We start from the raw sequence: 26561 nt of genomic DNA on the forward strand, positions 1-26561 counted from the left end.
CTTTTTTTAATATTTCTACAAAAATAATCATTAAAAAAGCGACACTCACTTTTAATAGTTATAATTTTATTGATTTATTAAGAAATATCGCAGGTTCTTTTCATTATTTTTGTTGGCTAAACACTGTTACTTTGAAAAAAATATTTTTTTTTAGTTTTTTATTGTACGCTTTTGGAAGTTTTTCCCAAGCAAAAAAAATAAAAATACTTTCTACTCAACAAGCCACTGCGGATGAAGAAAAATATCCTGGAGCAACAATACTTATAGGTAAAGTAAAAATGGAACATGAAGGTGCTACTTTAGATTGCCAAAGAGCACTTCTTTATAAAAAAGAAAACATTTTTAAAGCGCTTGGAGAAGTTATAATCGAGCAAGGTGATAGTATTATTCAGTATAGTGATTTTGCCATTTATAACGGAAATACTAAAAAAGCAAAATCTTGGGGAGATGTAGAAATTCATGATAAAGAAATGAAACTTAGCACAGATACACTTCATTTTGATAGACTAAATCAAATTTTATATTACCCTAGCGGCGGAACTATCCGCGATAAAAAAAACACACTAAAAAGTATTAAAGGAACTTATTTTTTAAGGGATAAAAAATTCACAGCGAAATCTAAAGTTACGGTAGTAAATTCTGAAAGTAATTTAGAATCTGACCATTTAGATTATTATACAAACTCAAATTTAGCGTATTTATACGGGCCTAGTACGGTTACTAATTTAAAAGATAGTACCAAAGTTTACTCTGAAAGAGGGTTTTATGATACCAATACAGACATATCTTATTTTGTGAAAAATGCAAAGCTTTTTTTAAAAGAACGCACCATTTTAGCTGATAGTTTATACTATGACAAACGCAAAGGTTTTGCTTCTGCTACGAATAAAATAAAAGTGATAGACACATTACAAAACATGGTTACCAAAGGTAATTATGCAGAATTATATGAAAAGAAAGATTCGCTGTTTATCATCAACAGAGCTGTCGCAATTTCTGTATTAGATAAAGATTCTATGTATGTTGCGGGTGACAAAATCTTATTAACTGGTAAGCCAGAAAAACGAATTGTTAGAATTTTTAAGAATGTAAAAATTTTTAAATCTGATTTACAAGGAAAATGTGATTCTATTCATACAAGTCAGAATACTGGATTAACAAGAATGTTTAACAACCCTATTTTGTGGTCTGGAAAAAGTCAGATTACAGGAGATAGCATTCAATTTATTACTGATAAAAAAACAAATAAACTCGATTCGTTAAGAGTCTTGCAAAACGCGTTTATGATTCAAAAAGATTCTTTATCAGAAGATGATTACAATCAAATAAAAGGTCGAAATATTTATGGTAAGTTTGAAAATAATGATTTAAGGACCATGCTTGTTAAAGGGAACGCCGAATCGTTATATTTTAATAGAAATGACGAATCTCAAAAACTAGAAACAATCACTAAAGAGATTGCTAGTGATATTGAATTTCTGTTAGAAAACAACGAGATTATTCAAACAAAATATTTTAAAAAATCTGAAGGAAAAACATACCCTCCTTCTGAATTTCCTTCCGAAGAAAAAAAGTTTAAAGACTTTGTTTGGCGAGAAGAAGAACAACCAAAAAAGGTTGAAGACATCTTTGTGAAAAACAAAAAAAACAGTAGTACTTCTACTATTAAAAAGAATGATTCTGCAATAAAAAAAGCAAAAAAATTATTCATTAAAGAAACTACAAAAAAACAAAGCTTAAAAAAATCAGGGGAGGTTAAATCGCTATTAAAAATAAAACGTTTAAAATAATAAAAACTAGTGAAAAACGATTTTTTAAAATATCAAGGGCAAACAACACCTCATCCTTTAGCTATTGAAATTTCACATGCTAGCGGAAGCTATATATACGATACTAACGGAAAAAAAATGTTAGATTTTGTTGCTGGTGTATCTGCAAATACATTGGGACATAATCACCCCAAAGTTACTAATGCTATAAAAAATCAATTAGACTCTTATACACATGTTATGGTGTATGGTGAATTTATACAAAAACCTCAACTAGAATTGTGTAAAGCACTAGCAAAAACATTACCAGAAAACTTACCTTCTGTTTACATCGTTAATTCAGGAACTGAAGCTACTGAAGGTGCCCTAAAACTAGCAAAACGTTTTACAGGCAGAGATGAAATGATAGCCGCTAAAAACAGCTATCACGGTAATACCCAAGGCGCAATGAGTGTTTGTGGTGCCGAACAACAAAATCGCGCATTTCGTCCGTTGGTTCCTGGTATTAAATTTATTGAATTTAATAACGAAGCCGATTTAGCAAAAATTACTACAAAAACAGCAGGTGTTATTTTAGAAACGATTCAAGGTGGTGCTGGTTTTATTGAACCAAAAAATAATTATTTAACAAAAGTAAAGCAACGTTGTGAAGAAGTTGGTGCTTTATTAATTTTAGATGAAATTCAAACAGGAATTGGGCGCACCGGAAAATTTTGGGGTTTTGAAAATTACAATGTTATTCCTGATATTATTATAACTGGTAAAGGTTTAGGTGGCGGAATGCCAATTGGTGCTTTTATTGCTTCTTTTGAAATTATGAATTGTCTTAAAGAAAATCCAAAATTAGGACATATTACAACTTTTGGTGGACATCCTGTAATTGCAAGTGCTGGTTTGGCTACTGTAAAAGAAATTACTGAATCAAACCTCATCGAAGAAACACTAAGGAAAGAGAAATTAATTAGGGATAAATTTAAAAATAACACTGCCATTAAAGAAATTAGAGGGCGTGGATTAATGTTAGCTTTATTAGTTGGCTCTCCTGAAATTGCTTCAAAAGTTATTTTAAATTGTTTAGATAAGGGCTTAATTTTATTTTGGTTGCTTTTTGAAGGTAGTGCTATAAGAATCACTCCTCCATTAACCATTTCTGATAAAGAAATTAACGAAGGATGTGATTTTATTTTAAATGAATTAAATAATATTTAAACTAAAAATTCAAATAAATTTGGTTTATCATTTAAGTATTCACCGTAAAAATTAAGAGCTTTCATTCTAGCCATTAAAGGTGCTAAATCTTCACTTTTAACAAGTTCAATACCAACTACAGCTGGTGCATTTTCTTTACTCGTTTTCTTTGAGTATTCAAAATATGTAATATCATCATTTTCTCCTAAAACGTCTATTACAAATTCTTTTAATGCTCCTGCTCTTTGCGGAAAACGAATAATAAAATAATGCTTTAATTTACCATATAATAATGCGCGTTCTTTAATTTCGGCAGTTCTTGTTATATCGTTATTACTACCGCTTATAACACAAACAACATTTTTACCTTTAATTTCATCTGCAAAAAAATCTAGCGCTGTTATTGTTAAAGCGCCAGCAGGTTCAACCACAATAGCTTCTCTATTATATAAATCTAAAATCGTTTGGCATACTTTTCCTTCAGGAACCGTTATCATATCATGCAAATTTTCTTTACAAATATTAAAAGTTAAATTCCCTACTTGTTGTACTGCTGCACCGTCAATAAACTTATCTATTTTTTCTAACTTAACATTTCTATTGGCTGAAATAGATGTTTTCATAGATGGAGCTCCTTCTGGCTCTACTCCTATTATTTTTGTGTTTGGAGACAGTAATTTAAATACACTAGATAGCCCTGAAGCTAATCCTCCTCCTCCTACAGGAACAAATACATAATCTATAGCCTCTTTAGATTGGTTTATCATTTCTAAACCAACTGTTGCCTGCCCTTCTATAATTTTTTCATCATCAAAAGGGTGTACAAATGTTTTACCTAAAGTATCACATACATGTTTTGCAAACTTATAAGCATCATCAAAAGTATCACCAGACAATTCAATATCAACATAATCTCCACCAAACATTTTAACCTGTTCTACTTTTTGTTTTGGTGTAGGTGCTGGCATTACAATAGTACCATGAATTTTTAATTTCTTACAAGCAAAAGCGACTCCTTGCGCATGATTTCCTGCACTTGCACAAACAATTCCATTACGTCGTTGTTCTTTAGTTATCGAACTAATTTTATTATACGCTCCTCTAATTTTATAAGATCTAACCTGTTGTAGGTCTTCTCTTTTAAGGAAAACATTTGCCTTAAACTTTTCTGAATAAATATAATTTTTGAATAAAGGAGTTTCTATAGCTACACCTTTTAGTGTAGCTACAGCCTCCTTAATTGCCTTTATTGTTGGTGAATATGTGGTATTTACTTGCATATTATTAATGAAAAACTACTGCTTCTTTTTCTTCTTCTTGATCTATTGTTTTCATGGCGGTCATTGACGCTCTTAATGTTTTACCAATAGCCTCAATTGGATGTCCTTGAATTGTATTATTTACAGCAATTAAATCTAAATTATCTACTTCATTAGAAGATGTAAATGATTTACCTATAACAGAAGTATCAACGTCTTTCATAAAATCAACTAACATTGGTTTAGCAGCATGGTCAAATAAATAACATCCATATTCAGCTGTATCAGAAATAATACGATTCATTTCATATAATTTCTTTCTTGCTACGGTATTCGCGATTAATGGTAATTCGTGTAAAGATTCGTAATAAGCTGACTCTGCCTTAATACCTGATGCTACCATGTTATCATAAGCTAACTCTACACCTGCTCTTACAAAAGCAACCATTAAAGTACCATGATCAAAATATTCTTGTTCGTTAAACTCTATTTCTGTAGCTGTTATTTTTTCAAAAGAAGTTTCTCCTGTAGCTGCTCTCCATGATAATAAGTTAACATCATCATTAGCCCAATCTTCCATCATTGTTCTTGAAAAATGACCTGACATAATATCATCCATATGCTTTGTAAACAATGGCGCTAAAATAGTTTTCAATTCTTCTGAAATTTCAAATGCTTTAATTTTAGCTGGATTTGATAAACGATCCATCATATTTGTTATTCCTCCATGCTTTAAAGCTTCGGTAATAACTTCCCATCCGTATTGGATTAATTTAGATGCATATGTAGGTTCAATTCCTTCTTCAACCATTCTTTCAAATGATAAAATAGAAGCTGTTTGTAACACACCACATAAAATAGTTTGCTCTCCCATTAAATCAGACTTAACCTCAGCAACAAACGATGATTCTAATACCCCTGCTTTATGACCACCTGTTGCAACGGCATATGCTTTTGCTTGCGCCCATCCTTTGTTTTCAGGATCATTTTCTGGGTGTACTGCTATTAAAGTTGGTACACCAAAACCTCTTTTATATTCTTCTCTTACCTCTGTACCAGGACATTTTGGTGCAACCATAATAACCGTTAAGTCTTCACGAACTTGCATTCCTTCTTCTACAATATTAAAACCGTGAGAATAAGATAATGTAGCTCCTTTTTTCATTAAAGGCATTACCCTGTTTACAACTCTTGTGTGTTGTTTATCTGGTGTAAGATTTAATACTAAATCTGCAGTAGGAATTAACTCTTCAAAAGTACCTACGTTAAAATTGTTTTCAGATGCGTTTTTAAAAGAAGCTCTTTTTTCTTCAATTGCAGCAGCTCTTAAAGCATAAGAAACGTCTAATCCTGAATCTCTCATGTTTAAACCTTGATTTAAACCTTGAGCTCCACAACCAATAACAACAATTTTCTTTCCTTCTAATGCTTTTACTCCATCAGTAAATTCTGATGAGTCCATGAATCTACATTTTGCTAATTGTTCTAATTTTCCTGCTAATGATAATGTATTGAAATAATTTGTTGCCATTTTTTAGTTGTTTGTTGATAATAATGTTGATATTTTCATTTCGTCTTTAGTAATTGCAATTCGCCCTGATCTGATAAATTGCATAATACCATGTTGATCTAACGTATGATATAATTCTTCTATTTCTTCTTTAGCTCCTGATTTTTCAAGTACAAAAAAGTCTTTATTTATATTAATTACTCTAGATTTACTACTATTAATAATTGTTTGAATTTCATCATTTGCAATTAATAACTCTGAACTTAATTTAAATAAACATGATTCTTGATAAATTGTATTTTCATCCGTATGATAATATGCTTTAATTACCTCTACTTGCTTTTCAACTTGACCGATAATCTTTTTTATTTGTTCTTCTGTTACTTTAACTAATAACGTAAATCTAGACACACTTTTTATTTCTGATTTAGAAATATTCATGCTTTCAATATTAATGTGTCTTCTTAAAAAAATTCCTGAAATTCTATTCAACAACCCTAATTTGTTTTCGGTATAAACCGAAACGGTATATGTTTGTTTATTTTCCATAATTATGCTAATCTTATATCTGAAACTGATGCTCCTGTTGGAATCATCGGAAATACATTATTCTCCTTCTCAACACAAACCTCTAAAAAATATGCATCTTTAGATTCCATCATTTCTTTAACAGTACTTGCTAAATCTTCTCTTTTGGTAACTCTTTTTGCATCTATACTGTAACCTTTTGCAATCGCTACAAAATCTGGATTGGTCATTTCTGTTGACGCATATCGTTTATCAAAAAACAATTGTTGCCATTGACGTACCATTCCTAAAAACTCATTATTTAAAACAACAATTTTAACTGCTGCTTTCGTTTGTAAAATGGTTCCTAATTCTTGAATTGTCATTTGATAACCTCCGTCTCCAGCAATCATCACAACTTCTCTCTCTGGAGCTCCCATTTTAGCTCCAATTGCAGCTGGTAATGCAAAGCCCATTGTACCTAAACCACCTGAAGTAACATTACTTTTAGTTTTGTTAAATTTAGCGTAACGACATGCAAACATTTGGTGTTGCCCAACATCTGAGACAATAATCGCATCTCCTCCTGAAGCTATATTTATTTCCTTTAAAACCTCAGCCATTGTTAAACCATCTTTGGTCGGGTATAAATCTTCTTTCTTTACTTTTTCATATTCAATAGCTTCTAGTTTTGTAAACTCTTCTAACCACTGATTATGTTTGTTTTGGTTGATTAACGGTAATATTTGTGCTAAACTCTCTTTAACATCACCTAAAACAGCAACATCTGCTTTTACGTTTTTATCAATTTCAGCAGGATCTATTTCAAAGTGAATTACTTTTGCTTGTTTAGCATATCTACTTAAATCTCCTGTAACACGGTCATCAAAACGCATTCCTACAGCTATTAATAAATCACATTCGTTTGTTAATTTATTAGGCGCATAATTACCATGCATTCCAACCATACCCACATTTAATTCATGTTCTGTTGGTAATGCTGACAATCCTAAAATTGTCCATGCCGACGGAATATTTGCTTTTTCTATAAACTTCTTAAACTCTGCTTCTGCTTCTCCTAAAATAACACCTTGCCCAAAAACAATCATTGGTTTTTTAGCGTTATTAATTAATGATGCAGCTGCTGCTACTTTTGTTATATTAACTTCTGGTTTTGCTTGGTAACTACGTACTGAAGTACATTTTTCATATTCAAAATCAAAAGTTTCAAACTGAGCATCTTTTGTAATATCAATTAATACAGGTCCTGGTCTACCTGATTTTGCTATATAAAATGCCTTTGCAAAAATTTCTGGAATCTCAGAAGCTTTTGTTATTTGATAATTCCATTTAGTTACAGGAGTTGAAATACCAACTATATCAGTTTCTTGAAAAGCATCCGACCCTAATAAATGAGAAGCTACCTGACCTGTTATGCATACCATCGGTGTAGAATCTATTTGTGCATCAGCAATACCAGTAATTAAATTCGTAGCTCCAGGTCCAGAAGTTGCTATTGCTACACCAACTTTACCAGTTACCCTTGCAAATCCTTGTGCTGCATGCGTAGCTCCTTGCTCATGGCGAGTAAGCACATGATTAATTTTATCTTGGTATTTGTATAGCTCATCATATACCGGCATAATTGCCCCACCAGGATATCCATAAATTAAATCTGCTCCTTCTTCAAGTAAGCATTTAACAACAGCTTCTGCTCCAGAGATATGTATTTTCTGCTTTGAAACTGTTTCAGGTTTTGTTTGCGTTTTTGTATTCATAATTTCAGCTATTAAAATGCATCAGTTACACAGCCTTTAGATGCTGACGCTACTGTTTTTGCGTATTTGTATAATATTCCTTTTTTATGCTTTAATGCAGGTGCTACCCATTGTGCTTTTCTTTCTGCTAATTCCTCATCAGAAAGTAATACATTTATAGAATTGTCTTCTGCACTAATTCTAATTTTATCTCCTGTTTTAAGTAAACCAATTGCTCCTCCAGATTGTGCTTCAGGTGTAATATGCCCAACTACAAACCCATGCGTTCCTCCAGAAAAACGACCATCAGTAATTAATGCTACAGATTTTCCTAAGCCTGCTCCCATAATAAGCGAAGTTGGCTTTAACATTTCTGGCATTCCAGGTCCTCCTTTTGGTCCAACATATCTAATTACAACCACATCACCTCTTTCTACCTCTCCGTTAGAAATACCTGTATTTGCTGCCTGTTCTCCATCATATACAACTGCTTTTCCTTCAAAAAGCAATCCTTCATTTCCTGAAATTTTTGCAACAGCTCCTTCAGAAGCTAAGTTCCCATAGATTATTTGAATGTTTCCTGATGTTTTTAAAGCTTTATCTTTTGGGTGTATTACATCTTGATCATCAAACTCCATTGCCTCAACATTTGCTAAGTTTTCAGCCAATGTTTTTCCTGTAACAGTTAAACAATCACCATGTAAATAACCATTATCTAATAAATATTTCATTACAGCAGGTGTACCTCCTATTGAATGAACATCTTCCATTAAATATTTTCCTGATGGTTTTAAATCTGCAATTAAAGGAGTTCTATCACTCACTTTTTGAATATCTTCTAAAGTAAAATCTATATCAGCAGCATGTGCTATTGCTAAAAAGTGTAATACCGCATTGGTAGAACCTCCTAAAGCATTTACTAATGCCATTGCGTTTTCTAAAGACTTTTTAGATATAATATCTAAAGGTTTTAAATCTAACTCTAATAAGTTTTTAATAGCCAAAGCTGTTCTTTCTGCTTCAGATAATTTATTAGGATTTTCTGCTGGTATTGATGAATTATATGGTAATGCAAATCCCATACATTCTATTGCTGATGCCATTGTATTTGCAGTATACATACCACCACAAGCACCTGCACCAGGAATTGCTCTTTTTATAATTTCTCTATATTCATCCTCTTCTATTTCTCCTGCTACTTTTTGGCCTAAAGCTTCAAAAGCAGAAACAATATTTAATTTCTTTCCTTTGTAGTTTCCAGAAGCAATTGTTCCTCCATACATCATAATTGATGGACGATTTAAACGCAACATGGCAATTACTGCTCCGGGCATATTTTTATCACAACCAACTACCGATACTAATGCGTCATAACTTTGCGCATTCATAACCGTTTCTATAGAATCGGCAATAATATCTCTTGAAGCTAACGAGTAATTCATTCCTGAAGTTCCCATCGAAATTCCATCAGAAACTCCAATTGTATTAAATCCTAAACCAACTAAACCTGCAATTTTTGTTTCAACTTTAACTTCGGCTGCTAAATTGTTTAAATGCATATTACATGGGTTACCATCATAGCCAGTACTTGCAATACCAACTTGAGCTTTACTCATGTCTTCATCTGTTAAACCAACTGCATACAACATTGCTTGTGATGCTGGTTGAGATTCATCTTGTGTTAACCTACTACTGTGTTTGTTTAATTTCATTTTAACTTGCTTTACGTTTATTACGTAATCCTAATACTTCGTTTTTATATAATTTCATTAATTGATATCCGTGCGATTTCTCCCATGCTAATGGGAAATGATACTCATCTAATGATTCTAATCCTACAACTTCTGCCGCTGTTCCTGTAAAAAAACAAGCGTCCATATTTTTTAATTCTTCTAAAGTCACATGCTTTTCTTCTAGTGGAATTCCATTTTCTTTACATAAATCAATTACTGTTGATCTTGTAATACCTGCCATAATATGACCTTTAGGAGGCGTATATAATTTCCCATCTTTCTCCATAAATATATTTGCTCCAGAACACTCAGCAACATTATTATTCATATCTAACAACAAAGCCTCATCATAACCTGCCGCTTTCACTTCATTTGATGCTAAAATAGAGTTGGTATAATGCCCTGTTACTTTTGCTTCAACAAAGCATGATTTAGGATTTGGACGTTGAAATTTAGATGTTTTAACTCTTAATAGTTTATTCCCCATTAATTTACCCCATTCCCAACATTGTATAATTAATTGAGAATCTTTAGCTGAAAAGACCCCCATATTTTCACCTGCTACAATTAGAGGTCGGATATATGCGTCTTGTAAATTATTTTTTTCTAACAACTCATATGTTAATCGTGTAAGCTCTTCTTCGGTATAATTAAACTCAATACTCATTACTTCTGCTCCGTATTTAAGTCGTTTATAATGTTCTTCTGATTTAAATATTCTAGTGCCTTCACTCGTTTTATAAGCTCTTATTCCTTCGAACACACCATTACCATAGTGTAAACTTTGACTGTATGGATTTGACGTAGCATCTTTTGCTTTGATAAACTCTCCATCGTAAAAAATCACACTTTCTTCGTTATAATACATCCTCTCCTTTTTTTAATATTCAAAATTATTTTATTGTTTCTTTATTAATTCTATTTTCTTTTCACTTTAATGATGCCTATCTAACAATAAAAACACTTAATTGTTTAATTATCAATAATTTAAAAAACAACATATATACTATTCAACATATAAAAAAAACCTGTGTCAAAATTGACACAGGTTTTTTATTGTATAGCAATAAACATCTGTATCAACTCGGTGGTGAGCTAATAATGACAATAATTAATGCGATAATGTTTAAAGTTTGATTCATTTTGTTGTAATAAAAAAGGCTTCCTAAAAATTTAGGAAGCCTTTTAATATTTATTTTTTTTAAATATACTTCCTTTATCCTTGTAAAATAATTACAATGACTACAATAGAAATAATATTTAAAATTTGTTTATTCATTTTTTGTTTAATCTCCGTTTATAAAAAACCGATAGGCAAATATTGAAATTTATTTTTTAATTATCCTAATTATTTTATATTAATTTAAAATTAATTTATATGTTTGCAATATGATTACACAAAAAAATAAAATACGTAGTACTGCTCCCAGTACATTTGTTCGCTTTCGCCGTCGCAGCTAAAAGCAAACAAATATTTCTTTATACGTAATTTTTATTCTTTTATTCTTTGTACAATTTCAAATTCATATCAATAGTATCTGTAGTTATTCTTTCGAATAGCCCCGCAGTTGTACGCCCTATTTTCCGCCGTCGCCCTTTGGGTGCTATCTAATTTATTGAACCTAGGTGAGTCCGGTTCTTCTTTTCAAACAATCAATTTATTTCAAATAACACAATACCTATCAAACACTTAAATGTTTACAAAAATCATATTGGTATTATTTAAAATCAAGAACAATGGAAATTGTTATTGCTAATAAATCACATAGTATATACGCAAAAATTATCTGTGACACTATTGCCGAATCTGCTAATGTTAGAGGTACAGGAATTGCTAAGCGTACACCTGAATATATCATAACTAAAATAGAAAACGGCAATGCTGTTATCGCTTTAGAGAATGAGAAATTTGCTGGATTTTGTTATATAGAATCTTGGGGACATGGAAAATTCGTTGCTAATTCAGGCTTAATTGTACATCCTAATTTCAGAAAACAAGGATTGGCTAAAAGAATAAAAGCAACCGTTTTTGAACATTCGAGAACAAAATTTCCTTCAGCGAAAGTCTTTTCAATAACAACAGGTTTACCTGTAATGAAATTAAATAGCGATTTAGGGTACAAACCTGTTACTTTTTCAGAATTAACAAATGATCAATCTTTTTGGAAAGGCTGTCAAACCTGCAAAAACTATGACGTTTTACAAAGAACAAAACAACAAATGTGTTTATGTACAGGCATGTTATACGATCCATCATTCAAAGAAAAAAACAACACTAAAGTAAAAATTAAAGAGAAAGTTTTTCAAAGATTAAAGAGAATTAAAGAAAGCCTTTTCTTAAAAAAATATAAAAAATGAAAAAATTAGTCATTGCATACAGCGGAGGTTTAGATACATCATATTGTGCCGTTAGCTTATCTAAAGCTGGATATGAAGTTCATGCTGTTAGCGTAAATACAGGTGGATTTACAAATACTGAAATTCAAGATATTGAAAAAAACGCCTATAAAATGAGAGTTACTACTTATAAGAATATTGATGCTGTCGCTACATTTTATCAAAAAGTAGTAAAATATTTAATCTACGGAAATGTATTAAAAAACAATACATATCCTTTATCTGTAAGTGCAGAAAGGATTATTCAAGCAATCGAAATTGCAAAATATGCTAAAAGTATTAATGCAAAATATATTGCTCACGGAAGTACTGGAGCAGGAAATGATCAGGTACGTTTTGATATGATTTTTCAAACTATTGCTCCTGAAATTGAAATTATCACACCAATTAGAGATCAACAACTCTCTAGACAAGAAGAAATACAATACCTAAAAGATAATGGAATTGACTTGTCTTGGGAAAAAGCAAAATACTCGGTAAATAAAGGTTTATGGGGAACAAGTGTTGGCGGAGAAGAAACGTTAACTTCTGCTAAAGCATTACCTGAAAAAGCATATCCTTCTCAATTAGAAAAAAACGGAGAGGAAAAAGTAAAAATGACTTTTAAAAATGGCGAATTCATTGCTATAAACGCTATAATTGATTCACCACAAAATAACATTCAAAAATTAAATGAATTAGCATCTAAATATGCTATTGGTAGAGATATTCATGTAGGTGATACCATTGTTGGAATTAAAGGAAGAGTTGGTTTTGAAGCTGCAGCCGCGCTAATTTCAATTAAAGCACATCATTTATTAGAAAAACACACCCTTACTAAATGGCAATTACAACATAAAGAATATTTGTCTAGTTTTTACGGAATGCATTTACACGAAGGCCAATATTTAGATCCAGTTATGAGAGATATCGAAGCTTTTCTTGAAAATAGTCAAGCTAAAGTTTCAGGTGAAGTATCTATAACTCTTAAACCATATCATTTTCAGTTAGATGGTATTACTTCTAAACATGATTTAATGAATCCAGAATTTGGAAGTTATGGAGAAGAAAATAAAGCTTGGACTGCAAATGATGCAAAAGGTTTTATTAAAATTCTAGGAAATCAAAATAAAATATATCAACAAGTTAATTCTTAAAAAATGATACAAGTAGGAATTATAGGAGGCGCTGGTTATACCGCTGGCGAATTAATTAGATTATTAATACATCACCCAAAGGTTGAAATTAACTTCGTTTTTAGTACCTCTAACGCAGGCAATAAAATAAGTAACATTCATCAAGATTTAATTGGTAATTTAGATTTGAGTTTTACCAATACAATTAATTCAAATATTGATGTATTGTTCTTATGTTTAGGTCATGGAAATTCTAAGAAGTTTTTAGAAAGTAATACTTTTTCTGATGCTACAAAAATCATCGATTTAGGAAATGATTTTAGATTAAAAAAAGATACTATTTTTCAAGAAAAGAACTTCGTTTATGGTTTGCCTGAGCTACAAAAAAGCAAAATTAAAAAAGCAAAATACATTGCAAACCCTGGTTGTTTTGCTACTGCAATTCAATTAGCAATACTTCCATTAGCTAATGCCAACTTAGTTACGAACGATATACATGTAAATGCTGTAACAGGTGCTACTGGTGCTGGTACCTCTTTATCTGCAACAACCCATTTTACTTGGAGAGATAATAATTTTTCATATTACAAACCTTTAACGCATCAACATTTAGGAGAAATCAATCAATCTGTAAAAACGTTACAAACTAATTTTAGCTCTCAAATTGTGTTTATGCCAAATAGAGGTGATTTTTCTAGAGGAATTTTTGCTACGGCTTACACCTATTTTAAAGGAACTTTAGATGAAGCAAAAACACTTTATAAAGAGTTTTATAAAGACGCTAATTTTACTATTATTTCAGATAAAGAAATACATTTAAAGCAAGTAGTAAATACCAACAAGTGTTTAATTCACTTACACAAGCATGAAAATAAATTACTCATAACAAGTGTTATTGATAATTTATTAAAAGGAGCCTCTGGGCAAGCAGTACAAAACATGAATTTGATGTTCGGGTTTGAGGAAACAGCAGGACTAAATTTAAAAGCAACTTATTTTTAGAAAACGAAATGTCAATTCGAGCGGAGTTGAGAACTCTCGACTGTGCTCGAAAAGCCACAAAAAATATAAAACATGAAAATAGCAATTATAGGTACAGGAAATTTAGGGAAATCTATTGCAAAAGGATTAATAACAACCAATGCTATAACTTCTTTGTATTTAACAAGAAGAAAACTAGATACTATTAAAGATTTTGAAGGATATAAAAATGTTAGTTTAACAACTAATAACTCTGAAGCTGTTATAAATTCAGACATCATTATTCTAGCTGTTCAACCAGCACATTTAAAACAAATTTTAAATGATATTAAGCCTCTATTAAAAGAGAATCACATTATTATTTCTACCATTACTGGTTTTTCAATTACTCAAATTGAAGAGGTTGTTGGAGTTCATAATTTTATTATTAGAGCAATGCCTAATACTGCAATTGCCGTTGGTAAATCGATGACTTGCTTGTGTGGAAACATCAAAGGATTGGAAAGAATAAAAGTAGCCGAAGCTGTTTTTAACAGATTAGGTACTTCTATTGTTATTCCAGAATCTAAAATGCAAGCTGCAACCGTAGTTTGTGCAAGCGGAATTGCTTTTTGGATGCGGATGATAAGAGCAACTACTCAGGCTGTTATTCAATTAGGTTTTGATGCCAAAGAAGCACAAGAATTAGCCATGCATACTTGTGATGGTGCTGCAAACTTATTAATTACAACAGGAAATCATCCAGAACAAGAAATAGATAAAGTTACAACGCCTAAAGGCTGTACTATTGAAGGGTTAAATGAAATGGAACATCAAGGGTTGAGTTCTTCATTAATACAAGGAATGGTTACCTCATATAATAAAATTAACACCATAAAAACTGAGCAATTATGAGTTTATTTAATGTATATCCACTTTTTGATATTACTCCCGTAAAAGCAAAAGATGTTTTTGTTTATGATGAAAATAATACGGAGTATTTAGACTTATACGGAGGGCATGCTGTTATTTCTATCGGACATTCTCACCCAACATATGTAAAAAGTATTAGCAATCAAGTAAGTAATTTGGGCTTCTACAGTAACTCAATTCAAAATCCGTTACAAACAAAATTAGCTGATGAGTTAATAAAGCAATCTAATTGTAACGATTATCAATTGTTTTTATGCAATTCAGGAGCTGAAGCAAATGAGAACGCTTTAAAACTAGCTTCTTTTCATACCAATAAAAAGAAAATTATTGCTTTTAAAAATGGTTTTCATGGTAGAACATCTGCTGCGGTTGCTGCTACAGATAACACTAAAATTGTTGCGCCAATTAATGCACAACAAGAGGTTGAATTTTTCGAATTAGGTGATTTACAATCTGTAGAAAAAGCTTTACAAAAAAAAGATGTTTGTGCTGTAATTATTGAATGTATTCAAGGAGTTGGTGGTTTAGATGAAAGTACTACTACTTTTTATCAAAGTTTAGATAAATTATGTAAACAATACAAAGCTTTGTTTATAGCCGATGAAGTACAATCTGGTTTTGGAAGAACAGGTAATTTCTTTGCTTTTCAAAAACACAATATTACCCCAGATATTATTTCAATGGCTAAAGGAATGGGAAATGGTTTTCCTATTGGCGGAATTTTAATTCATCCTTCAATTGAAGCTTCTTATGGTTTATTAGGAACCACTTTTGGTGGAAATCATTTAGCTTGTGTGGCTTCTTTAACTGTTTTAACTATTTTGAAGGAAGAAAAATTACTAAAAAATGCAAGTATTATTTCTGAATACTTTATTAAAAAAGCAGCAGAGATTCCAGCAATTAAAAAAATAAAAGGGAGAGGTTTAATGCTTGGAATAGAATTTAATTTTCCAATTGCATCGTTAAGAAAAGAACTAATTTTTAAACATCATATTTTTACAGGAAGTGCTAAAAATCCTAATTTACTAAGAATTCTTCCGCCACTAACAATCAAAAAACAACATGTTGATCAGTTTTTTGAAGCTTTAAAAAAAGCATTATCATGAAAAAATACACCACAATAAACGATATTGAAAATGTTTCTGATATAATTCAAGAAGCAATTCAATTAAAAGAAAACCCCTTTCAATTTGAAAATTTAGGAAAACATAAAACTCTTGTAATGTTATTTTTCAATTCCAGTTTAAGAACAAGATTAAGTACCGAAAAAGCTGCAAAAAATCTTGGTTTACAAGTTATGATATTAAATGTAAATGATACTTGGAATTTAGAATTTGAAGATGGTACAGTTATGAATTTAAATTCATCTGAACATGTAAAGGAGGCCGCAAAAGTTATTTCTCAATATGCTGATATTATTGCCGTAAGAGCTTTTTCTTCCTTAAAAGATAAAGAAAAAGATGAAGCTGAATTTGTACTAAATAGCTTTACAAAATATGCAACAGTTCCGGTAGTAAATATGGAAAGCTCAACCGCGCATCCTTTACAAGCTTTAACAGATGCAATTACTATTGAAGAGTTAAAAACAAAACCAAAGCCAAAAGTTGTATTGTCTTGGGCTCCGCACCCTAAAGCATTGCCTCATGCTGTTGTTAATTCATTTGTTAAAATGATGCAAGAAACAGCTGTTGATTTTTCTATTACGCATCCGAAAGGTTATGAATTGAATCCTGAAATCACTAAAAACACGCCTATTAATCATAATCAAGAAGAAGCTCTTAGAAATGCTGATTTTGTATATGTAAAAAACTGGAGTAACTACATTGATTACGGAAAAATTACTTCTCAAGACCCAAATTGGATGCTTACAAAAGAAAAGTTAGGCAACTCAAAATTTATGCATTGCTTACCAGTTAGAAGAAACGTGGTAGTTGAGGATGCTGTTTTAGATAGTGACAATGCTGTAGTAATACATGAAGCTAATAACAGAACGTATGCAGCTCAGGTTGTACTAAAAAAAATAATAGAGAATCTTTAAAAAGAACGTCGTTCTGAATTTATTTCAGAATCTCATACATATAATAATGAGAAACTGAATCAAGTTCTGCTTAACGATGTAAAAATTTAAATATGGAAACATTAAAAATTATAAAAATAGGAGGAAATATTATAGACAATCCAATAGCATTAGATAATTTTCTTATGGAGTTTTCTAAAATTGAAGGCCCAAAAATATTAGTACATGGTGGCGGTAAATTGGCCACAAAACTAGCACAACAAATGAATGTAGAAGTTAAAATGGTTGATGGTAGAAGAATAACAAATACAGAAACATTAGATATAATTACGATGGTCTATGCTGGAAAAATAAACAAAACAATCGTAGCTTCTTTACAACAAAAATCAACCAATGCTCTTGGTTTTACAGGTGCTGATGGCAATACAATTCTCTCAGTAAAAAGACCTATAAAAGAAATAGATTATGGCTTTGCTGGCGATATAATTAATGTAGATACTACTGTCTTAAACACATTATTAGATATAGCCATTATACCTGTTTTTTGCGCCATTACTCATGATAATAATGGGCAATTATTAAATACCAATGCCGATACTATTGCCGCTGAATTAGCCATTGGTTTTGCTAAAAAACATCAAACAGAATTGTATTACTGCTTTGAAAAAAACGGCGTTTTATTAGATGTAAACAATGATGATTCTGTCATAGAAAACATCAACACAAAAAAATATAAAGAGTTGTTAAACAACAAAATAATTGCAGACGGAATGTTACCAAAAATGAATAATTGTTTTCATGCAATTAACCAACAGGTACATAAAGTTTGTATTGGAAAATCAGAAATGTTATACAACCAGAATTCAAAATTCACAACAATACAAGCTTAATGAAAACACAACAAGAATTAACGCTTGATGCGATCGAATTATTAAAAAACTTAATAGAAACACCTTCTTTTTCATCAGAAGAGAACCAAACAGCACTGCTTTTAGAAAGTTGGTTTATTAGTAATAATATTCCTTTTAAAAGAAATGTACATAACGTTTGGGCTATTAATAAATATTTTGATGAAAGTAAGCTTACCTTACTTTTAAATTCACATCACGATACCGTAAAACCCAATAATGGCTACACAAAAGATCCTTTTAAGGCAATTATTGAAGATGGAAAATTATATGGCTTAGGAAGTAACGACGCTGGTGGTTGTTTAGTTTCACTATTAGCTACTTTTACTCACTTTTATCATGAAAAAGACCTAACATATAATTTAGTAATTGTAGCGTCTGCAGAAGAAGAAAGTAGTGGTGATAATGGTTTAAATAGTATGCTATCTATCATTCCGAATATTGATGTTGCTATTGTTGGCGAACCAACTTTAATGAATTTAGCAGTTGCAGAAAAAGGATTGGTTGTTTTTGATGCTATAGTTAAAGGTACTCCAAGTCATGCTGCACACCCAAATACCAATAATGCCATTTATAATAGTATTAATGTTTTAAAGTGGTTTGAAAATTATCAATTTAAAAAATCGTCAGATGCTTTAGGTGATGTAAAAATGACCATTACACAAATAAATGCAGGTAAGCAACATAATGCAATACCTTCAGAAGTGAAACTAGTTGTTGATGTTCGTGTTAATGATAAATATACAAATCAAGAAATTGTAGATATTTTACAAAAAGAATCTCCTTGTGATACTATTGAACCTCGTGGAATAAAATTGAGTTCTTCTTCAATTCCGATTAATCATGAATTGATAAAAGCAGGTATTTCTTTAGGAAGAAAAACTTATGGCTCTCCTACCCTATCAGATCAGTCTGTATTAAGTTGTCCTTCTTTAAAATTAGGCCCTGGTGATAGCACTCGTTCGCACACAGCAAATGAATTTATTTATTTACATGAAATTGAAGAAGGAATTGAAATTTATATCAAATTATTAAATCGAGTAATAGTTTAAAAAATAAGTAATCGTCATAACGAGGAAGTATGGTAAAGTTACCTCTTAATTAATTATGAGATTGCTTCGTGCCTCGCCTCGCATTGACAATAAAACATAAAGAATATGAAACTTTGGGATAAAGGATTAACCATAGACAAAAAAATAGAACAATTTACAGTAGGGAACGATAGAGAGATTGACATGCATATCGCAAAATACGATGTGCAAGCATCTTTAGCACATGCAAAAATGTTGCATAAAATTGAAATAATCAATTCAGATGAATTACAAAAATTAGAAGAAGGGCTTGATGAAATGAAACATCAAATCGAAAATAACACGTTTGTAATTGAAAATAACTTTGAAGATATACACTCTAAAATTGAATTTGAGTTAACTAAAAAATATGGAGATGTTGGAAAGAAAATTCACACTGCTCGTTCTAGAAACGACCAAGTTTTAGTTGCCTTACATTTATATTACAAACAGAACATAGCTGACGTAATTAAACAAACGAATACTTTATTCGAAACTCTTTTAGGTTTGTCAGAAACATATAAAAACAATTTATTACCTGGCTATACACATTTACAAGTAGCAATGCCTTCTTCTTTTGGTTTGTGGTTTTCTGCCTATGCCGAAGTCTTAATAGACGATATATATTTGTTAGAAGCCGCTTTTAAGGTAGTAGATCAAAACCCTTTGGGCTCTGCTGCTGGTTACGGAAGTTCTTTTCCGATTGATAGAGCTTTCACAACACAAGAGTTGAATTTTTCTACGTTAAAATACAATGTTGTTGCTGCACAAATGAGCAGAGGTAAAAGTGAACGAACAATTGCAGCGGCTTTGGGCGGATTATGTAACACCTTAGCTCGTTTTTCGATGGATATTTGCTTGTATATGAGTCAAAATTTTGGTTTTATTTCCTTTCCTGATGAGTTAACCACAGGAAGTAGTATTATGCCTCATAAAAAGAATCCAGATGTATTTGAGTTAATTAGAGCTAAATGTAATAAAATACAGGCATTGCAAGCTGAAATGATTTTAATTACTAATAATTTACCGAGTGGTTATCATAGAGATTTTCAGTTATTAAAAGAAAATATGATTGCTGCTTTTGAAGAAGTGAAGAGTATTTTAGAAATTTTCAATTTTTCTATCAAACAAATTATTGTTAATGAAGTAAATCCGAATGATGAAAAATACAAATTTTTATTTACGGTTGATAATATGAATACGTTAGTTGAAAACGGGATGACCTATAGAGATGCTTATAAAAATATTGGTGCTAAAGTTGAAGATGGAACATACAAACCAGATACTTTAAAAAAACATACACACGTAGGTAGTATTCATAATTTAAGTTTAGATAAAATTAAAGATAAGTTTCCGAAGTAAAAAAATAAGAGTATGATTTTGCCAAAATCATACTCTTAAAACTTCCCTTTTTCAAAAAAATTCAATTCTTTATTAAATCCCTACTAAATCTCCACTCGCATTTTTAGAAGGTAACTCTGATTTTCCCATTAAATAAATATCAACTTGTCTTGCTGCTTCTCGACCTTCAGAAATTGCCCAAACAATTAATGATTGTCCTCTACGCATATCTCCTGCCGCAAAAATATTCGGAATGTTGGTTTGGTATTTTCTATAAGTTGCTTTATAATTAGAACGAGCATCTTTTTCAACACCTAATTTATCCGCTAAAGTACTTTCCGGACCTGTAAAACCTAACGCTAACAAAGCCAAATCACAAGGCCATGTTTTTTCTGTCCCTTCAATTTCAATAAGCTGAGGTCGTTGTCCATGAACCATTTTCCATTCTACATTTACTGTTTTTAAAGCAGTTAAATTTCCGTTTTTATCTTTAACAAACTCTTTGGCATTTATTAACCAATTTCTTTCTACACCTTCTTTATGAGAAGTAGATGTTTTTAATTGTAAAGGCCAATATGGCCAAGGAGTTGTTGGTGAACGGTGCCCTGGTGGTTTTGGCATAATTTCGAAATTTACAACCGATTTTGCACCTTGACGATTTGAAGTACCGATACAATCAGATCCTGTATCTCCACCTCCAATAACAATTACATTTTTATCAGTAGCTAAAACTTGGTTTTCAACATCTTTTCCTAAAACTACTTTAGTTTGTTGGGTTAAAAAATCCATGGCTTGTACAACGCCATTTGCCTCGATACCTGTTGTTGGTAAACTACGTCTTTCGGTAGCACCACCACATAAAACCACTGCATCAAAATCTTTTAAACCTTCTACATTATAATTAACACCAACATTTACATTGGTTTTAAATAAAATACCTTCAGCTTTTAAAATTGCTACACGACGATCAATAATTCCTTTTTCTAATTTAAAATTAGGAATTCCGTAACGTAATAATCCTCCTACTTCATCATCTCTTTCAAAAACAGTAACCGTATGGCCGGCTCTATTTAATTGTTGCGCTGTTGCTAAACCAGCAGGTCCAGAACCTACAACAGCAACCGTTTTTTGAGTTCTATTTTTTGGTAGCTGTGGTTTTATCCATCCCTCTTTAAATGCACGTTCAACTATATTTTTTTCAATATTTTCGATAGAAATTGGATCTTCAATAATACCCAATACACATGCTTTTTCACATGGAGCAGGGCATAGACGTCCTGTAAACTCAGGAAAATTATTGGTAGAATGCAATAACCATGAGGCTTTTTGCCATTCTCCCTGATGTATCATATGATTAAAATCTGGAATTAAATTTCCTAGCGGACAACCACTATGACAAAAAGGAATACCACAATCCATACAGCGGGAACCCTGTTTTTCTAAATCTTTTTCTGAAAGCGCAACGGTAAATTCCTTGTAATTTTTTACACGATCTTTTACAGCTGTGTACGTTTCATCTTGTCTTTCAAACTCTTTAAATCCTGTTACTTTTCCCATGACATTATGCTATTGTTAATTCTTCAAACATTGGTTCTGCTGTTTTTATACGCTCTAAAGCACGCTTGTATTCCGTTGGCATTACTTTTACAAAGTTTTTTAAACTCGCATCCCAATCGGCTAATAAAGCAGCACCTTTTTTACTACCAGTATATAAAACATGTTTTTCAATAATCGTTTTTAATTCTACAGCATCTTCATTTAAAACCGCTTCAAAATCGATTGTTTCTGTGTTACACAATCCATTTGTAAATTTATTTTGCGCATCAAAAACATACGCAATTCCTCCACTCATACCAGCGGCAAAATTTCTTCCTGTTTTACCTAAAACAACAACTCTACCTCCTGTCATATACTCACAACAATGATCTCCAACACCTTCTACAACCGTTGTTGCACCAGAGTTACGAACAGCAAAACGCTCGCCTGCAATTCCGCTTATATAAGCTTGCCCTTCTACAGCGCCGAATAAACAAACATTACCTACAATGATGTTATTTTCTGCTATAAAATCGGCTTTATCTGGTTTTTTTACGATTAATTTAGCTCCAGATAAGCCTTTTCCTAAATAATCATTCGTATTACCATCCACTGTAAAAGTTAATCCATGTGCACCAAAGGCACCAAAACTTTGCCCTGCAGAACCGGTAAAATTAAGATTCAATGTATCTTCTGGTAAACCTAAATGCCCATAAATTTTTGACACTTCATGACTCACTATTGCCCCAACAGTACGATTTGTATTTTTTATCGGATACGTAAGATTCATTTTTTCTTTTCGATATAAAGCTCTGTGAGAATCTTTAAGGATCGTAAAATCTAATACGTTTTCTAAATTATGCTCTTGAGTTTCTGTATTTTTAAGCACCATACTCTTATAAGTAGCAGGTCTATGTAAAATACTTGACAAATCTAATCCTTTAGCTTTGTAATGTTTAATTGCTTTATTGGCGTTTATTTTATCGGTTTGACCAACCATTTCGGCTAAAGTTCTAAAACCTAGTTGTGCCATTATTTGTCTTAATTCTTCAGCTATATAATAAAAGAAATTAATTACATGTTCTGGAGTTCCTTTAAAGTTTTTACGCAACTCTTTGTCTTGCGTAGCAATACCAACCGGACACGTATTTAAATGACATTTACGCATCATAATACACCCAGATGCTACTAATGGTGCCGTTGCAAAACCAAATTCTTCGGCTCCTAATAAGGCAGCAATTGCTACATCTCTACCCGTTTTTAACTGTCCGTCACACTCTACAACAATTCTACTTCTTAATTTATTTAAAACCAGTGTTTGTTGTGCTTCTGCCAAACCAAGTTCCCAAGGTAAACCAGCGTGTTTTAATGAGGTAAGCGGTGAAGCTCCTGTACCACCATCGTAACCAGAAATTAAAACTACATCAGCTTTTGCTTTTGCAACACCTGCTGCAATGGTACCTATTCCTACTTCTGATACTAATTTTACATTTATTCTTGCATCTCTATTAGCATTTTTTAAATCGTAAATTAATTGTGCTAAATCTTCAATTGAGTAAATATCGTGGTGTGGCGGCGGAGAAATCAATCCTACAAAAGGAGTTGAATTTCTTGCGGCAGCTATCCATGGCAATACTTTTTCACCAGGTAACTGACCGCCTTCTCCTGGTTTTGCACCTTGTGCCATTTTTATTTGAATCTCTTTTGCGCTTGATAAATAATGAGAAGTTACTCCAAAACGCCCAGATGCAACTTGTTTAATTGCTGAGTTTCTGCTATCACCATTTACATCTTTTTGAAAACGTTTTCTGTCTTCACCACCTTCACCTGAATTAGATTTTCCGCCAATTCTGTTCATGGCAATGGCTAAGTTTTCATGAGCTTCACGAGAAATAGATCCGTAAGACATAGCTCCTGTTTTAAATCGCTTTACAATTTCTGTCCAAGGTTCTACTTCACCTAAAGGAATTGGATCTAAATTATTAAATTCAAACAAACCACGAATGGTCATTAAACTTTCTGACTGCTCGTTAATCGCTTTTGCATATACATTATAACTATCCTGATCACTTAACCTTACAGCTTGTTGTAATTTTGCAACTGTAGTTGGATTAAATAAATGGCGCTCTCCATTTCTTCTCCACCGGTAATTACCTCCAATATTTAAACTTAAATTTTTATCTATTTCTTTATCTGGATACGCTTGTTTATAACGTTTATCTATTTCTTTTTCTATTTCATACAAACCTATACCTTCAATTCTTGAGGCGGTATATGGAAAATATTTTTCAACAAATTGTGAGTTAAAACCAACAATTTCAAAAATTTGAGAACCTCTGTACGAATGTAAAGTTGAGATTCCTATTTTATTCATCACCTTTAAAATCCCTTTTCCGATAGCGGTATTAAAATTATCAACTGCTTTTTGCTCATCCATTCCAGTAATAAAACCTTCTTTTACCTGAGAACGGATAATTTCATTTACCATATACGGATTAATAGCACTTGCACCATACCCAAATAAAGTGGCAAAATGATGCGGCTCACGCGGCTCTGCCGATTCAATAATAATATCGAAAAAAGAACGCTTACGTAATCTGTTTAATTGGTGATTTACAAACGAACACACTAATAAAGCTGGTATGGGTGCAAACTCTTTATTTACACCTCTATCAGAAAGTATTATAATATTTGTTTTTCTTGTTAATGCTTTTTCAACCTGAACAATAATAGCTTCTAAAGCATCTTCTAACCCGTTAAGTCCTTCTGATTTTTTGTATAAAATCTCTATCGTTTCTGCTTTAAAACTTTCTACCGATATGTTTCTTATTTTTTCTAAATCATCGTTAGATATTACAGGATTTTGGATTTCTAATTTTCTACATTGTCTTTCGGTAATGCTAAAAATATTTCTGTCTTTTCCTAAATTTAAACTAATGTCTGTTACAATTTCTTCACGAATACCATCTAAAGGCGGATTGGTTACTTGTGCAAATAATTGCTTAAAATAACTTGAAATTAATTGAGGTTGGTCTGATAAAACTGCTAACGGTGTATCAATTCCCATCGACCCTAACGCTTCTTTACCTACAATTGCCATTGGTGTTATTACTTCTTGAATATCTTCGAAAGTATAATTAAATAAACGCTGACGTGTTTTTATATCGATAGATTCTATCGGACAAGTTTCGCTTGTATAAGGAACATCTTTTAAATGTAAACGTGTTTTATTTAACCATTCTTGATAAGGTCTTTCTGAAACAATTTTACTTTTTATTTCTTCATCTTCAATAATTCTACCTTCATTCATATCCACCAAAAACATTTTTCCTGGCTCTAATCTTCCATGCTCTTTTACATCTTCTGGCGCTACATCAACTACACCAATTTCTGAAGACATAATTAAGTTTCCACTCTTTGTTACTGTATACCTTGAAGGTCTTAATCCGTTTCTATCTAACAAAGCGCCAATATAATCTCCGTCTGTAAAAGGTACTGATGCTGGCCCATCCCAAGGCTCCATAATACAACCATTGTATTCGTAAAAAGCTTTTCTTTCTTCTGACATGGTTTTGTGTTTTTCCCAAGCTTCAGGAATCATCATCATCATAATTTCTGGTAAAGAACGCGCTGTGTGCGTTAATAATTCTACCACCATATCCATAGAAGCAGAATCAGATTTTCCTGGTAAAATTATGGGGAATAATTTGTCTATTTGTGGACCGAAAACATCACTTTTCATAATTTCTTCTCGAACTCGCATTCTACTTACATTACCACGTAAAGTGTTTATTTCTCCGTTTTGACACATATGCCTAAAAGGCTGCGCCAGTTCCCAAGTTGGCATTGTATTGGTAGAAAAACGCTGGTGTACTAAGGCTAAACGCGTAACTAAATCTGTTTCTTGTAAATCTTTATAATAAGGCCCAATATCTTCAGGCATAATAATACCTTTATAAATAATGGTAGTTATTGATAAACTTGGAACATAAAAATAGGCACTTTCAGAAATTTTAGATTTTCTGATAATATGTTCTGCTATTTTACGTGCCGCATATAATTTTGCTTTAAAAACAGCTTCTGTTATTCCTTTTGTTTTATGAATAAAAAGCTGTTCGATATTAGGTTCTGATGCCAATGCTATTTCACCTAATTGAGTAGAATCTACAGGTACTTCTCTCCACCCTAAAATAGCAAGTCCTTGTGCTTTTATTTCGTTTTCAAAAGTTGTTTTACAAAAATTGTATTGATTTAAGTTTTTGGGAAGAAAAACCATTCCAACTGCATATTCTCTTTGATTTGGGATACCAAAATCACAAACTCGTTTAAAGTAATCATGCGGAATATCTATTAACAAACCTGCACCGTCTCCCGTTTTTCCATCAGAACTAACACCACCTCTATGCTCTAATTTTACTAATATTTCTAACGCATCATGTATAATTTTATTCGTTCTTTCTCCATTCAAATTACAGATAAAACCTGCACCGCAATTTTCATGTTCAAATTCGGGTAAGTATAAGCCTTGTTTCTTCATTGTGAATTATATTATACTTACTAA

Annotated in this window: 19 protein-coding genes; 11 read left to right on the plus strand and 8 right to left on the minus strand. The window is 31.8% G+C overall.

The genetic code is table 11. The annotated features are described in order from the left end of the window. The first annotated feature begins 131 nt into the window (after positions 1-131). Positions 132-1790 (plus strand): OstA-like protein, encoded by a 1659-nt coding sequence (locus N2251_RS05880; RefSeq protein ID WP_260585791.1) that lies wholly within the window; start codon positions 132-134, stop codon positions 1788-1790. Between the two features lie 9 nt (positions 1791-1799). Continuing rightward, on the plus strand, positions 1800-2978 hold the full coding sequence (locus N2251_RS05885) for an aspartate aminotransferase family protein (RefSeq protein ID WP_260585792.1): 1179 nt from the start codon (positions 1800-1802) through the stop codon (positions 2976-2978). On the opposite strand, the gene ilvA is transcribed toward N2251_RS05885, so the two are convergent. Genes ilvA through N2251_RS05915 form a run of 6 tightly spaced genes read right to left on the minus strand, consistent with a single transcriptional unit; the run spans position 2975 to position 10591 of the window. Beyond that, entirely contained in the window at positions 2975-4237 is a 1263-nt protein-coding gene (ilvA, locus tag N2251_RS05890) for a threonine ammonia-lyase IlvA (protein WP_260585793.1), read from the minus strand. The two genes, N2251_RS05885 and ilvA, sit on opposite strands and share 4 nt — an antisense overlap. Before the next feature lie 4 nt (positions 4238-4241). Next, the gene (gene ilvC, locus N2251_RS05895) at positions 4242-5747 is read right to left on the minus strand and encodes a ketol-acid reductoisomerase (RefSeq protein WP_260585794.1); all 1506 of its coding nucleotides are present in this window, start codon (positions 5745-5747) and stop codon (positions 4242-4244) included. A 3-nt stretch (positions 5748-5750) separates the two neighbouring features. Continuing rightward, entirely contained in the window at positions 5751-6275 is a 525-nt protein-coding gene (gene ilvN, locus N2251_RS05900; RefSeq protein WP_260585795.1) for an acetolactate synthase small subunit, read from the minus strand. 2 nt (positions 6276-6277) lie between these two features. After that, on the minus strand, positions 6278-8011 hold the full coding sequence (gene ilvB / locus N2251_RS05905; protein ID WP_260585796.1) for a biosynthetic-type acetolactate synthase large subunit: 1734 nt from the start codon (positions 8009-8011) through the stop codon (positions 6278-6280). An 11-nt stretch (positions 8012-8022) separates the two neighbouring features. Then, entirely contained in the window at positions 8023-9702 is a 1680-nt protein-coding gene (gene ilvD, locus N2251_RS05910) for a dihydroxy-acid dehydratase (protein WP_260585797.1), read from the minus strand. A 1-nt stretch (position 9703) separates the two neighbouring features. After that, positions 9704-10591 (minus strand): branched-chain amino acid transaminase, encoded by an 888-nt coding sequence (locus tag N2251_RS05915; protein WP_260585798.1) that lies wholly within the window; start codon positions 10589-10591, stop codon positions 9704-9706. 869 nt (positions 10592-11460) lie between these two features. On the opposite strand from N2251_RS05915, the gene N2251_RS05920 reads away from it, so the two are divergent. From N2251_RS05920 to argH, 9 genes are all read left to right on the plus strand, one after another. Further along, positions 11461-12081, plus strand: coding sequence for a GNAT family N-acetyltransferase (locus N2251_RS05920; protein ID WP_237275065.1), 621 nt, complete (start codon positions 11461-11463; stop codon positions 12079-12081). Then, complete coding sequence (locus N2251_RS05925; RefSeq protein ID WP_260585800.1) at positions 12078-13256, plus strand: argininosuccinate synthase; 1179 nt, start codon at positions 12078-12080, stop codon at positions 13254-13256. Before N2251_RS05920 ends, N2251_RS05925 begins: the two co-directional genes overlap by 4 nt. A gap of 3 nt (positions 13257-13259) precedes the next feature. Beyond that, on the plus strand, positions 13260-14237 hold the full coding sequence (argC, locus tag N2251_RS05930; RefSeq protein WP_260585801.1) for an N-acetyl-gamma-glutamyl-phosphate reductase: 978 nt from the start codon (positions 13260-13262) through the stop codon (positions 14235-14237). Positions 14238-14309: 72 nt separating this feature from the next. Then, positions 14310-15110 carry a pyrroline-5-carboxylate reductase gene (gene proC / locus N2251_RS05935; RefSeq protein ID WP_260585802.1) on the plus strand — a complete coding sequence of 267 codons (801 nt, stop codon included), beginning with the start codon at positions 14310-14312 and terminating at the stop codon, positions 15108-15110. Then, the gene (locus N2251_RS05940) at positions 15107-16234 is read left to right on the plus strand and encodes an aspartate aminotransferase family protein (protein ID WP_260585803.1); all 1128 of its coding nucleotides are present in this window, start codon (positions 15107-15109) and stop codon (positions 16232-16234) included. The genes proC and N2251_RS05940 overlap by 4 nt, the downstream gene beginning before the upstream one ends. Then, positions 16231-17166, plus strand: coding sequence for a Rossmann-fold NAD(P)-binding domain-containing protein (locus tag N2251_RS05945; protein WP_260585804.1), 936 nt, complete (start codon positions 16231-16233; stop codon positions 17164-17166). Before N2251_RS05940 ends, N2251_RS05945 begins: the two co-directional genes overlap by 4 nt. Positions 17167-17258: 92 nt before the next feature. Beyond that, positions 17259-18035: an acetylglutamate kinase gene (gene argB, locus N2251_RS05950; protein ID WP_260585805.1), complete on the plus strand. Its 777-nt coding sequence runs from the start codon at positions 17259-17261 to the stop codon at positions 18033-18035. Beyond that, entirely contained in the window at positions 18035-19105 is a 1071-nt protein-coding gene (locus tag N2251_RS05955) for a M20/M25/M40 family metallo-hydrolase (RefSeq protein ID WP_260585806.1), read from the plus strand. Before argB ends, N2251_RS05955 begins: the two co-directional genes overlap by 1 nt. A gap of 105 nt (positions 19106-19210) precedes the next feature. Further along, positions 19211-20485, plus strand: a complete 1275-nt coding sequence (argH, locus tag N2251_RS05960) for an argininosuccinate lyase (protein ID WP_260585807.1) — start codon at positions 19211-19213, stop codon at positions 20483-20485. Positions 20486-20557: 72 nt separating this feature from the next. Here the strand turns inward: argH and N2251_RS05965 are convergent, their stop codons facing one another. Both N2251_RS05965 and gltB read right to left on the minus strand, forming a co-directional pair. Further along, entirely contained in the window at positions 20558-22021 is a 1464-nt protein-coding gene (locus tag N2251_RS05965; RefSeq protein WP_260585808.1) for a glutamate synthase subunit beta, read from the minus strand. Between the two features lie 4 nt (positions 22022-22025). Next, positions 22026-26537 (minus strand): glutamate synthase large subunit, encoded by a 4512-nt coding sequence (gene gltB, locus N2251_RS05970; protein ID WP_260585809.1) that lies wholly within the window; start codon positions 26535-26537, stop codon positions 22026-22028. Between the last annotated feature and the right edge of the window lie 24 nt (positions 26538-26561).

The sequence above is a fragment of the Tenacibaculum haliotis genome (assembly GCF_025215075.1).
GTDB lineage: Bacteria > Bacteroidota > Bacteroidia > Flavobacteriales > Flavobacteriaceae > Polaribacter > Polaribacter haliotis_B.

What these genes read in the sequence shown, in the direction of transcription:
- ilvA (WP_260585793.1), bottom strand. Translation starts at nt 4,237, where the DNA reads ATGCAAGTAAATACCACATATTCACCAACAATAAAGGCAATTAAGGAG.
- ilvC (WP_260585794.1), bottom strand. Translation starts at nt 5,747, where the DNA reads ATGGCAACAAATTATTTCAATACATTATCATTAGCAGGAAAATTAGAA.
- ilvN (WP_260585795.1), bottom strand. Translation starts at nt 6,275, where the DNA reads ATGGAAAATAAACAAACATATACCGTTTCGGTTTATACCGAAAACAAA.
- ilvB (WP_260585796.1), bottom strand. Translation starts at nt 8,011, where the DNA reads ATGAATACAAAAACGCAAACAAAACCTGAAACAGTTTCAAAGCAGAAA.
- ilvD (WP_260585797.1), bottom strand. Translation starts at nt 9,702, where the DNA reads ATGAAATTAAACAAACACAGTAGTAGGTTAACACAAGATGAATCTCAA.
- N2251_RS05915 (WP_260585798.1), bottom strand. Translation starts at nt 10,591, where the DNA reads ATGTATTATAACGAAGAAAGTGTGATTTTTTACGATGGAGAGTTTATC.
- N2251_RS05920 (WP_237275065.1), top strand. Translation starts at nt 11,461, where the DNA reads ATGGAAATTGTTATTGCTAATAAATCACATAGTATATACGCAAAAATT.
- N2251_RS05925 (WP_260585800.1), top strand. Translation starts at nt 12,078, where the DNA reads ATGAAAAAATTAGTCATTGCATACAGCGGAGGTTTAGATACATCATAT.
- argC (WP_260585801.1), top strand. Translation starts at nt 13,260, where the DNA reads ATGATACAAGTAGGAATTATAGGAGGCGCTGGTTATACCGCTGGCGAA.
- proC (WP_260585802.1), top strand. Translation starts at nt 14,310, where the DNA reads ATGAAAATAGCAATTATAGGTACAGGAAATTTAGGGAAATCTATTGCA.
- N2251_RS05940 (WP_260585803.1), top strand. Translation starts at nt 15,107, where the DNA reads ATGAGTTTATTTAATGTATATCCACTTTTTGATATTACTCCCGTAAAA.
- N2251_RS05945 (WP_260585804.1), top strand. Translation starts at nt 16,231, where the DNA reads ATGAAAAAATACACCACAATAAACGATATTGAAAATGTTTCTGATATA.
- argB (WP_260585805.1), top strand. Translation starts at nt 17,259, where the DNA reads ATGGAAACATTAAAAATTATAAAAATAGGAGGAAATATTATAGACAAT.
- N2251_RS05955 (WP_260585806.1), top strand. Translation starts at nt 18,035, where the DNA reads ATGAAAACACAACAAGAATTAACGCTTGATGCGATCGAATTATTAAAA.
- argH (WP_260585807.1), top strand. Translation starts at nt 19,211, where the DNA reads ATGAAACTTTGGGATAAAGGATTAACCATAGACAAAAAAATAGAACAA.
- N2251_RS05965 (WP_260585808.1), bottom strand. Translation starts at nt 22,021, where the DNA reads ATGGGAAAAGTAACAGGATTTAAAGAGTTTGAAAGACAAGATGAAACG.
- gltB (WP_260585809.1), bottom strand. Translation starts at nt 26,537, where the DNA reads ATGAAGAAACAAGGCTTATACTTACCCGAATTTGAACATGAAAATTGC.